This is a genomic window from Leclercia sp. J807, assembly GCF_009734465.1.
Lineage (GTDB): Bacteria > Pseudomonadota > Gammaproteobacteria > Enterobacterales > Enterobacteriaceae > Enterobacter.
This window is the reverse complement of record NZ_CP046446.1, coordinates 2972635-2987271: the sequence shown is the minus strand read 5'-3', so window position 1 is coordinate 2987271 and position 14637 is coordinate 2972635. Positions and strand designations below refer to the sequence as shown.

Below are 14637 nucleotides of genomic sequence, written 5' to 3'. Positions count from 1 at the left end.
ACTTTTAAAGGAACATATCATGGCTGTTATTAATACTAACACCCTGTCTCTGATGACTCAGAGCAACCTGAGCAAATCTCAGTCCACTTTGGGCACTGCGATTGAGCGTCTGTCCTCCGGTTTGCGTATCAACAGCGCCAAAGATGATGCTGCGGGCCAGGCGATCGCTAACCGCTTCACCTCCAACATCAACGGTCTGAACGTGGCAGCACGTAACGCCAACGACGGTATCTCCCTGGCGCAGACTGCTGAAGGCGCGCTGAGCGAAATCAACAACAACCTGCAGCGTGTCCGTGACCTGACCGTCCAGGCGCAGAACAGCTCTAACTCTGCTTCCGATCTTGACTCTATCCAGTCTGAAGTTAACCAGCGTATGGCTGAAATCGACCGTGTAACAACGCAGACCGATTTCAACGGCATTAAAGTCCTTAATAACACAACTGCTACCGCGTCAAATTATAATTTCCAGGTTGGCTCAAAAGATGGTGAGACGATTGGAATTGCTATCAATAGTGCAGCTGGATGGAACCTTGCATCCTCAAGCAGTGCAGCTGGTGCAGCAGGTACAACTACTGCAGTTACTGCAGGAGGGGTATATGCTAACACCGTTGCAGCCGCAACTTTGACTGATGTTAATGGCGTTGCTGGCAACCGTTCCGTTGCTGCGGTTGGTTTTGACGTGAGAAGCGGTAAAGTTACTGGTGCAGCCTTGGGGGCCGGAAACCCGCTTGCAGATATCGATAAAGCTATTAAAGCCGTTGATACACAACGTAGTTCTTTGGGTGCTTCTCAAAACCGTTTTGAGTCTACTGTAACTAACCTGAACAACACCGTGAATAACCTGTCTGCAGCCCGCAGCCGTATTCAGGATTCTGACTACGCGACCGAAGTGTCAAACATGTCCCGCGCGCAGATCCTGCAGCAGGCTGGTTCTTCTGTACTGGCGCAGGCCAACCAGGTTCCACAGACTATGCTGTCTCTGCTGCGTTAAGCTCGATATTATTACGTCTAAAAGCGCCATTTATTGGCGCTTTTTTATTAAGGTAGTACAGAACTCGAAACGCTATCATTTCCATTAAAGTTTGAAATTGTGCTGTCGATAACTGTCTGGAGGGCGATGAAGCCGCAGGCCGCAGGCCGTAACTTAATGACAAATATTGAAGGATAAAAATCATGGCAGTTATTAACACTAACACCCTGTCGCTGATGACGCAGAGCAATCTGAATAAATCTCAATCTTCTCTGGGAACTGCGATCGAGCGTCTGTCGTCTGGTTTACGCATCAACAGCGCTAAAGATGACGCTGCGGGCCAGGCGATTGCCAACCGCTTTACTTCCAACATCAACGGTCTGAACGTGGCAGCACGTAACGCTAACGACGGTATCTCCCTGGCGCAGACTGCTGAAGGCGCGCTGAGCGAAATCAACAACAACCTGCAGCGTGTACGTGATCTGACCGTACAGGCGCAGAACAGCTCAAACTCGGCTTCCGACATCGACTCGATTCAGTCAGAGGTGAACGAGCGAATGAAAGAGATCAACCGCGTTGCTACCCAGACCGACTTTAACGGTATCAAAGTATTAAATAATACAGCATCCAAAACATTCAACTTCCAGGTTGGTTCAAAAGATGGTGAACAAATCGGCATCACTATGAACGATAAAACAGCATGGGATAAATATACCGCTACGACTACTGCTGGCATTGCAAGTCTGGACGGAAACATTGCTGCTGGCGATCGTAAAGTAGCGAGCAATGGCTATGATGTACTGCAAAACGACGGTACTACCAGCACTGGTTTAAAAACCATTGACGATGCGATTAAAGCGGTCGATACACAGCGTAGCTCACTGGGTGCCTCCCAGAACCGTTTTGAATCCACCATCACTAACCTGAACAACACCGTGAATAACCTGTCGGCAGCCCGCAGCCGTATTCAGGATTCTGACTACGCGACCGAAGTGTCCAACATGTCCCGCGCGCAGATCCTGCAGCAGGCCGGCTCTTCTGTACTGGCGCAGGCCAACCAGGTTCCACAGACCATGCTGTCCCTGCTGCGTTAATCTTTAACGCACTCTCTGAAAGCGCCGCATGCCGGCGCTTTTTTGCATTTTTAGTTAACTGAGAAAAGGGGTATTAAAACTAAAGTTTAGACCTGACCTGTCGATAACTTTCATGATGGCAATGAAGCCGCAGGCCGCATGCCGTAACTCATGAATAATATTGAAGGATATAAACTATGGCAGTGATTAACACTAACACTCTGTCGCTGATGACTCAGAGCAACCTGAACAAATCTCAGTCAACTCTGGGTACAGCAATTGAGCGTCTGTCCTCCGGCCTGCGTATCAACAGCGCGAAAGACGACGCCGCTGGCCAGGCGATTGCTAACCGCTTCACCTCCAACATCAACGGCCTGAATGTGGCAGCACGTAACGCCAACGACGGTATCTCCCTGGCGCAGACTGCTGAAGGCGCGCTGAGCGAAATCAACAACAACCTGCAGCGTATCCGTGACCTGACCGTCCAGGCGCAGAACAGCTCCAACTCCGCGTCTGACATCGACTCCATCCAGTCTGAAGTCAACCAGCGTATGGAAGAGATCAACCGCGTTACCAATGAAACTGACTTCAACGGCATCAAAATCCTGGATAATGCGGCATCTAAGAAATTTGATTTCCAGGTTGGTTCGAAAGATGGCGAAAAAATTTCCATCACGATGGATACCAGTGATTTTAGTGCGACGGGTGGCTGGGATATGTACAACGCCGGTGGCGCTGTGCCAGCAACGCAAGTTAACAATGAGGCTCGCACTGTCGAAGCCAAAGGTTTTGACGTGCGCAAAGTGGCTACAGGTGCATATGATGCAACGGACACGGCTACATGGGGTGCGTTACAGACGATTGATGCCGCAATTAAATCCGTTGACACGCAGCGTAGCTCTTTAGGTGCTTCTCAAAACCGTTTTGAATCCACCATCACTAACCTGAACAACACCGTGAATAACCTGTCTGCAGCCCGCAGCCGTATTCAGGATTCTGACTACGCGACCGAAGTGTCCAACATGTCCCGCGCGCAGATCCTGCAGCAGGCTGGCTCTTCTGTACTGGCGCAGGCCAACCAGGTTCCACAGACCATGCTGTCCCTGCTGCGTTAATCTTTTAACGCACTCTCTGAAAGCGCCGCATGTCGGCGCTTTTTTATTGAAAAAAGTAGTGAAAAAGCCAGATATATTAAAATTATTAAAGTTTAAATGTATGCTGTCGATAACTTTCAGGAAGTCGCATGCCGCAGGCCGCATGCGTCGGGTCTTATTATACGACTCATATTAAAAGATGATCACTATGGCTGTAATTAACACTAACACCCTGTCGCTGATGACGCAGAGCAACCTGAACAAGTCCCAGTCTTCTCTGGGTACCGCGATCGAGCGTCTGTCCTCCGGTCTGCGGATCAACAGCGCGAAAGACGACGCCGCGGGCCAGGCAATTGCTAACCGCTTCACCTCCAATATCAATGGCCTGAATGTAGCAGCACGTAACGCCAACGACGGTATCTCCCTGGCGCAGACTGCTGAAGGCGCGCTGAGCGAAATCAACAACAACCTGCAGCGTATCCGTGATCTGACTGTCCAGGCGCAGAACAGCTCCAACTCCGCGTCTGACATCGACTCCATCCAGTCTGAAGTCAACCAGCGTATGGAGGAAGTTGATCGCGTCACTCGTGAAACCGATTTTAACGGCATTAAAATTCTCAATACTAAGGACGCAACGAAGGATTATGCTTTCCAGGTTGGTTCTAAAGATGGCGAAAAAATCAATATTTCGTTGAATTCAAGCGATGGCTGGAACCTGGCAGCGACAGGACAAGCAGGTACGACATTGAATGAATACGTAAATACTGCAGTTCCCGCAGATCCGACGGCGCCTACTGGTGCTGAAATAACGGCGGCTGAAGCAGCCAATGAAGCAGTTAATGGACAGTTCCGAACCGTCTTAGCTAAAGGATTTGACGTACTGAATGGTCAGGTAGATGACTCTGGAGTAGCAACGGGTAAAAAACCGCTTGAAGACATTGATGCTGCGATCAAAGCGGTAGATAACCAGCGTAGCTCACTGGGTGCCTCCCAGAACCGTTTTGAATCCACCATCACTAACCTGAACAACACCGTGAATAACCTGTCGGCAGCCCGCAGCCGTATTCAGGATTCTGACTACGCGACCGAAGTGTCCAACATGTCCCGCGCGCAGATCCTGCAGCAGGCCGGCTCTTCTGTACTGGCGCAGGCCAACCAGGTTCCACAGACCATGCTGTCCCTGCTGCGTTAATCTTTAACGCACTCTCTGAAAGCGCCGCATGCCGGCGCTTTTTTGCATTTTTAGTTAACTGAGAAAAGGGGTATTAAAAACTAAAGTTTAGACCTGACCTGTCGATAACTTTCATGATGGCAATGAAGCCGCAGGCCGCATGCCGTAACTCATGAATAATATTGAAGGATATAAACTATGGCAGTGATTAACACTAACACTCTGTCGCTGATGACTCAGAGCAACCTGAACAAATCTCAGTCAACTCTGGGTACAGCAATTGAGCGTCTGTCCTCCGGCCTGCGTATCAACAGCGCGAAAGACGACGCCGCTGGCCAGGCGATTGCTAACCGCTTCACCTCCAACATCAACGGCCTGAATGTGGCAGCACGTAACGCCAACGACGGTATCTCCCTGGCGCAGACTGCTGAAGGCGCGCTGAGCGAAATCAACAACAACCTGCAGCGTATCCGTGACCTGACCGTCCAGGCGCAGAACAGCTCCAATTCCGCGTCTGACATCGACTCTATTCAGTCTGAAGTCAACCAGCGTATGCAGGAAGTAAACCGCGTTACCAAAGAAACTGACTTCAATGGCATCAAAATTCTGGATAACCGTACAGCGACGGCTAAAAATTATGATTTCCAGGTTGGTTCTAAAGATGGCGAGAAAATCAGCATCGGTATCAATGGAAGCTCTGGCTGGAACCTGGCAACTGCTGGCGCAGCGGGCGTAGATACTGCAACAGAAAACAAATATGTGTTTACTGAAAGCGCGGCGACACTTCCAGCAGCGGAAACCAAAAAAGAAGCTGTTAATGGCCAAATGCGTACCGTAGCGGCAGTTGGTTTTGACGTTCTTAAAGGTAAAGTTACCGGTGGTGCAACAGGTGTTGCTGCAGGTACAACGCCGCTGACAGATATTGATGCAGCTATCAAAGCAGTGGACACCCAGCGTAGCTCTTTAGGTGCCTCCCAGAACCGTTTCGAATCCACCATCACTAACCTGAACAACACCGTGAATAACCTGTCTGCAGCCCGCAGCCGTATTCAGGATTCCGATTACGCGACCGAAGTGTCCAACATGTCCCGCGCGCAGATCCTGCAGCAGGCTGGCTCTTCTGTACTGGCGCAGGCGAACCAGGTTCCACAGACCATGTTGTCCCTGCTGCGTTAAGTTTTAAATACAAACCCCGCTTTAGCGGGGTTTGTTTATTATGACCTTCACTCGTAAATTCCAAATAACCCCCCATTTCTCCCCCTTTTCACACGATTAAAACCCCTCCAGAATCGGATAATCATGCCGATAACTCAACTAACGCAGGGCTGTTTATCGTGAATTCACTCTATACCGCTGAAGGTGTAATGGATAAACACTCGCTGTGGCAGCGTTATGTTCCGCTGGTGCGTCATGAAGCATTGCGGCTTCAGGTACGTCTGCCGGCGAGTGTGGAACTGGACGATCTGCTACAAGCGGGCGGGATCGGGTTACTGAATGCAGTTGACCGATACGACGCTCTGCAAGGAACGGCATTTACGACTTACGCAGTACAGCGTATTCGTGGTGCGATGCTGGATGAACTGCGCAGTCGGGATTGGGTGCCGCGCAGCGTCCGCCGCAATGCACGCGAAGTAGCGCAAGCGATGGGGCAGCTGGAACAGGAGCTTGGACGTAACGCGACGGAAACCGAAGTTGCGGATCGTTTGGGGATCACTACTGCCGACTACCGTCAGATGTTGCTCGATACCAACAACAGCCAGCTCTTCTCTTATGACGAGTGGCGCGAAGAGCATGGCGATAGCATTGAACTGGTGACGGACGATCATCAGCAGGAAAACCCGTTGCACCAGTTAATGGAAGGCAACGTACGCCAGCGCGTAATGGAAGCTATCGAAGCTTTACCGGAACGCGAACAACTGGTGCTGACCCTTTATTACCAGGAAGAGCTCAATCTCAAGGAGATTGGCGCCGTGCTGGAAGTAGGGGAGTCGCGGGTTAGCCAGCTGCACAGCCAGGCCATTAAACGCTTACGTACCAAGCTGGGTAAGTTATAGGTGATCCTTGTCACCCGTTAAGTGCCGCACAACGTATTGACAACCAGGAGTTATCATGACGGTGCAGCAATCTAAAAGACGGCCATTAAGCCGCTACCTGAAAGACTTTAAACACAGCCAGACGCATTGCGCCCATTGCCATAAACTGCTTGACCGCATCACGCTGGTCCGTCGTGGAGAGATCGTCAATAAAATCGCGATCTCCCGTCTCGATACCCTGCTGGATGAAGCCGGCTGGCAGAAAGAGCAACAGGAGTGGGTGGCGTTATGTCGTTTCTGTGGCGACCTGCACTGTAAAGAGCAGAGCGACTTTTTCGATATTATTGGTTTCAAACAGTTCCTGTTTGAACAGACAGAGATGAGTCACGGAACGGTGCGCGAGTATGTTGTGCGTCTGCGTCGTCTTGGCCAGCATCTGACCTCGCTGAATATTTCCCGTGAGCTTCTGACCGACGGTTATCTGGATGAAAATCTGGAGCCGTGGCTGCCTGCGACCAGCACCAACAACTACCGGATCGCGCTGCGCAAATATGCGCAATACAGGTCGCAAATGCCGATGGCGGTGAAGCAGAAAGTCCACCGTGAAACAACTTCTGATATATATTAAAAATGAATAACATGTAGCGCAGTCGTGTTTGACCTTGCGGTTGAACGCCCTACACTACAACCAAAATTCCAATGATATCGGGGTATGTATGAAATTTGCACTTCTGGGTCGTCAGGCGCTGATGGGTGTAATGGCCGTTGCGCTGGTTGCGGGTATGAGCGTCAAGACCTTCGCCGCAGAGGGTCTTTTAAACAAAGTTAAAGAGCGCGGCACGCTGCTGGTTGGGCTGGAAGGGACCTACCCTCCGTTCAGCTTCCAGGGTGACGACGGTAAACTGACCGGTTTTGAGGTGGAGTTTGCCGAAGAGCTGGCAAAACACCTCGGTGTGAAAGCCTCGCTGAAGCCGACCAAATGGGACGGCATGCTGGCGTCGCTGGACTCAAAACGTATTGATGTGGTGATTAACCAGGTCACCATCTCTGACGAACGTAAGAAAAAGTATGACTTCTCCACCCCGTATACCGTCTCCGGTATCCAGGCGCTGGTGAAAAAAGGTAACGAAGGCTCCATTAAATCTGCTGCCGACCTGAAAGATAAAAAAGTGGGCGTCGGTCTGGGGACCAACTACGAAGAGTGGCTGCGCCAGAACGTGCAGGGTGTTGATATCCGCACCTATGACGACGACCCGACCAAATACCAGGATCTGCGCGTAGGCCGTATTGATGCCATTCTGGTTGACCGCCTGGCGGCGCTGGATCTGGTGAAGAAGACCAACAACACCCTGGCCGTTGCCGGTGATGCCTTCTCCCGTCAGGAAGCGGGCGTTGCGATCCGCAAAGGCAACGAGGATCTGGTCAAAGCTGTTGACGGCGCCATTGCCGAGATGCAGAAAGACGGCAGCCTGAAGGCGCTCTCCGAAAAATGGTTCGGGGCAGACGTCACAAAGTAAGCAGTTGACTGAAAAAAAAGGCGCTTTGATAAGCGCCTTTTTTATTTCCTCGCCATCAACGTGCATAATAAAAAAATCAGACTTAGACAGGGTTATGGAGGTTTTCATGTCATTACAGAACCTGACGCGTTTTCCGCGTCTGGAATTTATCGGCGCGCCGACGCCGCTGGAGTATTTGCCGCGCTTATCGGATTACCTGGGGCGCGACATCCTTATCAAACGTGATGACGTGACGCCCATAGCAATGGGGGGCAACAAACTGCGCAAGCTGGAGTTCCTCGCGGCAGATGCCCTGCGTGAAGGCGCCGACACGCTGATCACCGCAGGCGCCATCCAGTCGAACCATGTTCGTCAGACCGCGGCCGTGGCGGCTAAGCTGGGCCTGCACTGCATCGCCCTGCTGGAAAACCCGATTGGCACAAAGGCAGAAAACTACCTCAGCAATGGCAACCGCCTGCTGCTGGATCTGTTCAATGTACAGATAGAGATGTGCGATGCGCTGACCGATCCCGTGGCGCAGCTGAATGCGCTGGCGACCCGCGTTGAAGCCCAGGGTTTTCGCCCGTATGTGATCCCGGTTGGCGGTTCGAATGCGCTGGGTGCGTTGGGCTACGTCGAAAGCGCCCTGGAAATTGCCCAGCAGTGCGAAGGCACAGTCGGCCTCTCCTCGGTGGTGGTGGCCTCCGGCAGTGCAGGTACCCATGCCGGGCTGGCGGTCGGGCTGGAGCAGCTGATGCCGGAGGTTGAACTGATTGGCGTTACCGTATCACGCAGCGTAGCCGATCAAAAACCGAAGGTAGTGTCGTTGCAACAGGCGGTGGCACAGCAGCTGGAGGTGAGCGCGAAGGCGGATATCGTGCTGTGGGATGACTATTTCGCGCCGGGCTACGGCACCCCTAATGATGAGGGGACCGAGGCGGTGAAACTGCTGGCGCGTCTTGAAGGGATTTTGCTGGATCCGGTCTATACCGGCAAAGCCATGGCCGGGCTTATTGACGGGATCGAACAGAAACGCTTTAAAGATGAAGGCCCGATTCTGTTTATTCATACTGGCGGGGCGCCCGCTCTCTTTGCCTACCATCCTCATGTCTAAATCACAGGCAGAAAAATCATAATGCAAGAAAGTATTCAACTGGTGATTGATTCGTTGCCCTTCCTGCTGAAAGGCGCAGTATTTACGCTGCAGCTGAGTATTGGCGGGATGTTTTTCGGTCTGGTGCTGGGTTTTGTGCTGGCGTTGATGCGCATGTCGCCTCTGCTGCCCGTGCGCTGGCTGGCGCGTTTTTATATTTCCATCTTCCGCGGCACGCCGCTGATTGCACAGCTGTTTATGATTTACTACGGCCTGCCGCAGTTTGGTATTGAGCTGGATCCCATCCCGGCGGCAATGATCGGTCTGTCGCTTAATACTGCTGCCTATGCGGCGGAAACCCTGCGTGCAGCTATCTCCTCCATCGACAAAGGCCAGTGGGAAGCCGCAGCCAGTATCGGGATGACGCCGTGGCAGACTTTGCGCCGGGCCATTCTGCCGCAGGCCGCGCGCGTGGCGCTGCCACCGCTCAGCAACAGCTTTATCAGCCTGGTAAAAGACACCTCGCTGGCGGCCACCATTCAGGTGCCGGAGCTGTTCCGTCAGGCGCAGTTGATCACCTCGCGCACGCTGGAGGTCTTTACCATGTATCTGGCCGCCTCGCTGATCTACTGGATCATGGCAACCGTGCTGTCCGCGCTGCAAAACTATTTTGAAAACCAGCTTAACCGCCAGGAGCGTGATCCGAAATGAGTGCTATCGACGTTAAAAACCTGGTGAAGAAATTCCATGGCCAGACGGTGCTGCATGGTATCGACCTGGAAGTGCAGGAGGGCGAAGTGGTGGCGATTATCGGGCCCAGCGGGTCCGGTAAAACCACGCTGCTGCGCAGTATCAACCTGCTGGAGCATCCGGAAGCTGGCACCATTCGCGTGGGTGACATCACCATTGATACCGGTAAGTCGCTGGGTCAGCAAAAGGGGCTCATTCGTCGTCTGCGTCAGCATGTCGGCTTTGTCTTCCAGAGCTTTAACCTGTTTCCTCACCGCACGGTGCTGGAAAACATTATTGAAGGGCCGGTGATTGTCAAAGGCGAACCCAAAGAGGAGGCCACAGCCCGCGCCCGGGAGTTACTGGCGAAAGTGGGGCTTTCCGGGAAAGAGGGCAGTTACCCGCGCCGTCTCTCCGGTGGACAGCAGCAGCGTGTGGCAATTGCCCGCGCCCTGGCGATGCGACCTGACGTGATCCTGTTTGATGAACCTACCTCTGCGCTGGATCCGGAGCTAGTGGGGGAGGTGCTGAATGCCATTCGCCAGCTGGCACAGGAGAAACGTACTATGGTCATTGTCACCCATGAGATGAGCTTTGCCCGCGACGTGGCAGACAGGGCGATTTTTATGGATCAGGGGCGTATTGTGGAGCAGGGGCCGGCGAAAGCGCTGTTTGCCGATCCTCAGCAGCCCCGTACCCGGCAATTCCTTGAGAAATTTTTGATGCAATAGCATATTTGCTTTTAATTGCTCCGGAATTAATCTCCGGAGCAAAATATTCATCCCTGAAATGAATGGTCCCGCGATTTTATCCCGCCACAAACCCCCTAAGTGCATAAAATCTGTAGATAATTACCTCAGGGTCGATATTTTATACATATAAATAAGATTTATGTGTTAATTTAAGAAATCATAATAATGATTATCTTTACAGGGGCTTCATTCACTTGGTATGAAGGATTTAGACTTTTTTACATGGCGACGGGAATGCTATCTCCGTTTTCAGGAGATGACATCCGCCAGCGAGGTATATCCCGAACTTCAGCGTCAAACTCAGAACCTGGGTTATGAGTATTTCGCTCTCTGCGTCCGTCATCCGGTACCGTTTACCCGACCGAAAGTCTCGGTGCACTCAACCTATCCGCAACAGTGGATGGCGCACTATCAGGCGGAAAATTATTTCACCATCGATCCTGTGCTGAAACCCGAGAATTTCGTCCACGGGCACTTACCCTGGAACGACGCCTTATTTGCCGATGCGCAGCCCTTATGGGACGGCGCGCGCGACCACGGTCTGCGCAAAGGGATCACTCAGTGTCTGATGCTGCCTAATCATGCGATGGGGTTCCTGTCGGTCTCCAGCACCAGCCTGTCGGTCAATATGATGGCGAATGAAGTGGTTGAGTTGCGTCTGCAAATGCTGGTGCAAATGGCCTTGACCACGCTGCTACGCCTGGAGCATGAAATGGTGATGCCACCCGAGATGAAGTTCAGCAAGCGCGAGAAGGAGATCCTGAAATGGACAGCGGAAGGCAAAACCTCGGCAGAAATAGCGATTATACTCTCTATTTCTGAGAATACGGTGAACTTCCACCAGAAGAATATGCAGAAGAAATTTAATGCGCCGAATAAAACGCAAATAGCCTGCTATGCGGCAGCGACGGGAATTATCTGACTACACTTCAGTTCTGCGTGGCAGGCGAGTAAACGGCTGAATGCATTGCTTTCAGCCGTTTTTGTTTTATTGACGGTAAGCTTGTTTGATTTGCTTAACGGTGCTGGAAAATACCTCAGCCTGAGCCTGGTCTTCCATCTGGGCAATCTGGCGTTCCATCTTAATGATCACACGACCGGCATCCGCCTGGCCCATCGCCTGCAGCATCAGGGTCAACAGAGATTTCAGACAGGAGACTTCCTGTGCCAGTTCTTGATTATTCTCAGCAGTGGCAAAATCAGGTGTGCTCATTTATTTTCCTCATGATAAAAACGGCGCTTGAGCGCATAGTTCAAAGTTCAAGGCGGCGGAGTATACCACAAGCCTTAAAAAAAAACGCAGTGCTTGTTTTTTGTACTTTCAGCCGTTTTGTTTATTTAATTGAACGACCGTTCGCCCTACACTTTTAAGACGTTAAGCGGAGGGTATTGTTTAACTAAGGTAGTTAGCAGGTTAATTATTGTTACAAAATTACGTGAGGTATTTTAACAATAAAAAAATAGCCCCTAAAGTTTGTAAATTTTTGAAAACATCAACCTGAAAAAAGGTGCCTGAGCCGCATGGCGCAAGGCTTCCGTTTCCAGTTGATGTACAAGTTAATTTCCAAAAAAGAGAGTTATAACGAAGGCCTGCATTTTTTAACGTTTTCAGTTTGCGATAAAAAACGTTAATATGAGCCGAATTAACTGTCTGTAGCGTTATCCCTATTCTGGAGAATTTCCTTTGATCAACGTCCTTCTTGTTGATGACCACGAACTGGTGCGCGCAGGGATACGACGCATTCTTGAAGATATTAAAGGTATAAAAGTTGCTGGCGAGGCCTGCTGCGGTGAAGATGCCGTAAAATGGTGCCGGACAAATAGTGCAGATGTTGTCCTGATGGACATGAACATGCCCGGTATTGGCGGCCTGGAAGCAACGCGTAAAATCGCGCGCGCCTGGGTTGATACCAAAGTGATCATGCTGACGGTTCACACTGAAAATCCCCTTCCTGCAAAAGTGATGCAGGCGGGCGCCGCGGGCTACCTGAGCAAGGGCGCAGCCCCTCAGGAAGTGGTTAACGCTATCCGTTCTGTCTATTCCGGCCAGCGCTATATCGCTTCTGATATCGCGCAGCAGATGGCGCTCAGCCAGATTGAACCAGAAAAGACCGAATCACCGTTTGCCAGTTTGTCTGAGCGCGAATTGCAGATTATGCTGATGATTACCAAAGGCCAGAAGGTGAATGAGATCTCTGAGCAGCTTAATCTCAGCCCGAAAACGGTGAACAGCTACCGCTACCGCATGTTCAGTAAGCTGAACATTCATGGCGATGTCGAACTCACTCACCTGGCCATCCGTCATGGTCTGTGCAATGCCGAGACCCTAATTAGTCAGTGAGTGAAGTGTTTGATTCCAGTGCTTTCCTGAAAACCGTCACCAGCCAGCCAGGCGTCTACCGGATGTATGACGCAGGCGGGACGGTTATTTACGTCGGTAAAGCGAAAGATCTTAAGAAGCGTCTTTCCAGCTATTTCCGCAGCAATCTTGCCTCCCGCAAAACTGAAGCGCTGGTCGCTCAGATCCAGCAGATTGACGTCACTGTGACCCACACAGAGACCGAAGCGCTGTTGCTGGAGCATAACTACATCAAGCTCTACCAGCCGCGTTATAACGTGCTGCTGCGTGACGACAAATCCTACCCGTTTATTTTTCTCAGCAGCGATACCCATCCGCGTCTGGCTACCCATCGCGGTGCCAAACATGCGAAAGGTGAGTATTTCGGCCCGTTCCCTAACGGCTACGCCGTGCGGGAAACGCTGGCGCTGCTGCAGAAGATATTCCCGATTCGCCAGTGCGAAAACAGTGTCTATCGCAACCGCTCTCGCCCTTGTCTGCAGTATCAGATTGGCCGTTGCCTCGGGCCCTGTGTGGAAGGGCTGGTCAGCGAAGAGGAGTACGCACAGCAGGTAGAATATGTGCGCCTGTTCCTGGCCGGTAAAGACGATCAGGTGCTGAACCAGCTTATTGCCCGCATGGAGAAGGCCAGCCAGGCGCTAAACTTTGAAGAGGCGGCGCGGATCCGCGATCAGATCCAGGCGGTACGACGGGTCACGGAAAAACAGTTCGTCTCCAATACCGGCGATGATCTGGACGTGATTGGCGTCTCATTCGATGCGGGCATGGCCTGCGTGCATGTACTCTTTATCCGCCAGGGTAAGGTGCTGGGCAGCCGCAGCTATTTCCCTAAAGTGCCGGGCGGTACCGAACTGGGTGAAGTGGTCGAGACCTTTGTCGGCCAGTTCTATTTGCAGGGCAGCCAGATGCGAACCCTGCCGTCGGAAATTTTGCTCGATTTTAATCTCAGCGATAAAACGCTGCTGTCAGATTCGCTGTCGGAGCTGGCGGGACGTCGGGTTAACGTGCAGACCAAACCGCGCGGCGATCGTGCCCGCTACCTCAAGCTGGCGCGCACCAATGCGGCAACGGCGTTGACCACCAAACTGTCGCAGCAGTCGACCGTTCATCAGCGTCTTATCGCGCTGGCAACCGTGCTTAAGCTGCCGGAAGTGAAACGGATGGAATGTTTCGACATCAGCCACACGATGGGGGAGCAGACGGTGGCCTCCTGCGTGGTATTTGATGCTAACGGACCGCTACGGGCGGAGTACCGGCGCTACAACATTACGGATATCACTCCCGGTGACGATTACGCGGCCATGAACCAGGTGCTGCGCCGTCGCTATGGTAAAGCTATCGAAGAGAGTAAGATCCCGGACGTTATCCTGATTGATGGTGGTAAAGGCCAGCTCGCCCAGGCAAAATCCGTTTTTGCCGAACTGGATGTAAGCTGGGATAAGCACCATCCGCTGCTGCTGGGCGTGGCGAAAGGCACCGATCGTAAAGCCGGGCTGGAGACGCTGTTCCTTGAGCCGGAAGGGGAGGGCTTTAGCCTGCCGCCGGACTCGCCTGCGCTCCATGTGATCCAGCATATTCGCGATGAGTCGCACGCTCACGCCATTAGTGGTCACCGTAAAAAACGGGCAAAGGTAAAAAATACCAGCACCCTGGAAACGATCGAAGGGGTCGGGCCAAAACGTCGCCAGATGTTGCTGAAATATATGGGCGGTTTGCAAGGATTACTCAACGCCAGCGTAGAGGAAATTGCAAAAGTGCCAGGTATTTCGCAAGGGCTGGCAGAAAAGATCTACTACTCGTTGAAACATTGAGGGCTCTGTAGCAACATAGGGCTAATAATTACTGACAACAAACAGTTACCGTCACT

14 protein-coding genes and 2 pseudogenes are annotated in these 14637 nt (G+C 52.0%); 15 read left to right on the top strand and 1 reads right to left on the bottom strand.

All coding sequences use genetic code 11. The features are described from left to right. Window positions 1-19 precede the first annotated feature (19 nt). The 13 genes and pseudogenes from GNG26_RS14325 (at window position 20) to sdiA (ending at window position 11333) form a co-directional block, all read left to right on the top strand. Entirely contained in the window at window positions 20-991 is a 972-nt protein-coding gene (locus tag GNG26_RS14325; RefSeq protein ID WP_156239224.1) for a flagellin, read from the top strand. Between the two features lie 182 nt (window positions 992-1173). Further along, window positions 1174-1651 (top strand): annotated as a pseudogene (locus GNG26_RS22835) (flagellin FliC); the annotation flags it as partial. A 104-nt stretch (window positions 1652-1755) separates the two neighbouring features. Then, a pseudogene (locus GNG26_RS22830) lies at window positions 1756-2064 on the top strand (flagellin); the annotation flags it as partial. A 176-nt stretch (window positions 2065-2240) separates the two neighbouring features. Beyond that, entirely contained in the window at window positions 2241-3158 is a 918-nt protein-coding gene (locus GNG26_RS14315) for a flagellin (RefSeq protein WP_156239220.1), read from the top strand. Between the two features lie 187 nt (window positions 3159-3345). Next, window positions 3346-4329, top strand: a complete 984-nt coding sequence (locus GNG26_RS14310; RefSeq protein WP_156239218.1) for a flagellin — start codon at window positions 3346-3348, stop codon at window positions 4327-4329. Window positions 4330-4506: 177 nt separating this feature from the next. Beyond that, complete coding sequence (locus tag GNG26_RS14305) at window positions 4507-5484, top strand: flagellin (RefSeq protein WP_156239216.1); 978 nt, start codon at window positions 4507-4509, stop codon at window positions 5482-5484. Between the two features lie 158 nt (window positions 5485-5642). Continuing rightward, window positions 5643-6362, top strand: coding sequence for an RNA polymerase sigma factor FliA (fliA, locus tag GNG26_RS14300; RefSeq protein ID WP_039030897.1), 720 nt, complete (start codon window positions 5643-5645; stop codon window positions 6360-6362). A gap of 55 nt (window positions 6363-6417) precedes the next feature. Next, complete coding sequence (gene fliZ, locus GNG26_RS14295; protein ID WP_114314566.1) at window positions 6418-6969, top strand: flagella biosynthesis regulatory protein FliZ; 552 nt, start codon at window positions 6418-6420, stop codon at window positions 6967-6969. Between the two features lie 88 nt (window positions 6970-7057). Next, entirely contained in the window at window positions 7058-7858 is an 801-nt protein-coding gene (gene tcyJ / locus GNG26_RS14290; protein WP_114314567.1) for a cystine ABC transporter substrate-binding protein, read from the top strand. A 106-nt stretch (window positions 7859-7964) separates the two neighbouring features. Continuing rightward, on the top strand, window positions 7965-8951 hold the full coding sequence (gene dcyD, locus GNG26_RS14285) for a D-cysteine desulfhydrase (protein WP_156239214.1): 987 nt from the start codon (window positions 7965-7967) through the stop codon (window positions 8949-8951). A gap of 21 nt (window positions 8952-8972) precedes the next feature. Then, window positions 8973-9641 carry a cystine ABC transporter permease gene (gene tcyL / locus GNG26_RS14280; RefSeq protein ID WP_103180126.1) on the top strand — a complete coding sequence of 223 codons (669 nt, stop codon included), beginning with the start codon at window positions 8973-8975 and terminating at the stop codon, window positions 9639-9641. Further along, window positions 9638-10390 (top strand): L-cystine ABC transporter ATP-binding protein TcyN, encoded by a 753-nt coding sequence (tcyN, locus tag GNG26_RS14275; protein ID WP_103180125.1) that lies wholly within the window; start codon window positions 9638-9640, stop codon window positions 10388-10390. The genes tcyL and tcyN overlap by 4 nt, the downstream gene beginning before the upstream one ends. Window positions 10391-10610: 220 nt before the next feature. Next, window positions 10611-11333, top strand: a complete 723-nt coding sequence (gene sdiA / locus GNG26_RS14270; RefSeq protein ID WP_156239212.1) for a transcriptional regulator SdiA — start codon at window positions 10611-10613, stop codon at window positions 11331-11333. Window positions 11334-11399: 66 nt separating this feature from the next. On the opposite strand, the gene GNG26_RS14265 is transcribed toward sdiA, so the two are convergent. After that, window positions 11400-11624: a DUF2594 family protein gene (locus tag GNG26_RS14265; protein ID WP_103180123.1), complete on the bottom strand. Its 225-nt coding sequence runs from the start codon at window positions 11622-11624 to the stop codon at window positions 11400-11402. A gap of 471 nt (window positions 11625-12095) precedes the next feature. Between GNG26_RS14265 and uvrY the strand changes: the two genes are divergently transcribed. Together uvrY and uvrC are read left to right on the top strand one after the other, a co-directional pair. Next, on the top strand, window positions 12096-12752 hold the full coding sequence (gene uvrY, locus GNG26_RS14260) for a UvrY/SirA/GacA family response regulator transcription factor (protein WP_103180122.1): 657 nt from the start codon (window positions 12096-12098) through the stop codon (window positions 12750-12752). Then, a complete protein-coding gene (gene uvrC / locus GNG26_RS14255) occupies window positions 12749-14581 on the top strand; it encodes an excinuclease ABC subunit UvrC (RefSeq protein WP_103822434.1) in 1833 nt (610 codons plus the stop codon). The genes uvrY and uvrC overlap by 4 nt, the downstream gene beginning before the upstream one ends. The last annotated feature ends 56 nt before the right edge of the window (window positions 14582-14637 follow it).

Coding starts and splice junctions, on each gene's coding strand:
- GNG26_RS14325 (WP_156239224.1), top strand. CDS start 20: ATGGCTGTTATTAATACTAACACCCTGTCTCTGATGACTCAGAGCAAC.
- GNG26_RS14315 (WP_156239220.1), top strand. CDS start 2,241: ATGGCAGTGATTAACACTAACACTCTGTCGCTGATGACTCAGAGCAAC.
- GNG26_RS14310 (WP_156239218.1), top strand. CDS start 3,346: ATGGCTGTAATTAACACTAACACCCTGTCGCTGATGACGCAGAGCAAC.
- GNG26_RS14305 (WP_156239216.1), top strand. CDS start 4,507: ATGGCAGTGATTAACACTAACACTCTGTCGCTGATGACTCAGAGCAAC.
- fliZ (WP_114314566.1), top strand. CDS start 6,418: ATGACGGTGCAGCAATCTAAAAGACGGCCATTAAGCCGCTACCTGAAA.
- tcyJ (WP_114314567.1), top strand. CDS start 7,058: ATGAAATTTGCACTTCTGGGTCGTCAGGCGCTGATGGGTGTAATGGCC.
- dcyD (WP_156239214.1), top strand. CDS start 7,965: ATGTCATTACAGAACCTGACGCGTTTTCCGCGTCTGGAATTTATCGGC.
- tcyL (WP_103180126.1), top strand. CDS start 8,973: ATGCAAGAAAGTATTCAACTGGTGATTGATTCGTTGCCCTTCCTGCTG.
- tcyN (WP_103180125.1), top strand. CDS start 9,638: ATGAGTGCTATCGACGTTAAAAACCTGGTGAAGAAATTCCATGGCCAG.
- sdiA (WP_156239212.1), top strand. CDS start 10,611: ATGAAGGATTTAGACTTTTTTACATGGCGACGGGAATGCTATCTCCGT.
- GNG26_RS14265 (WP_103180123.1), bottom strand. CDS start 11,624: ATGAGCACACCTGATTTTGCCACTGCTGAGAATAATCAAGAACTGGCA.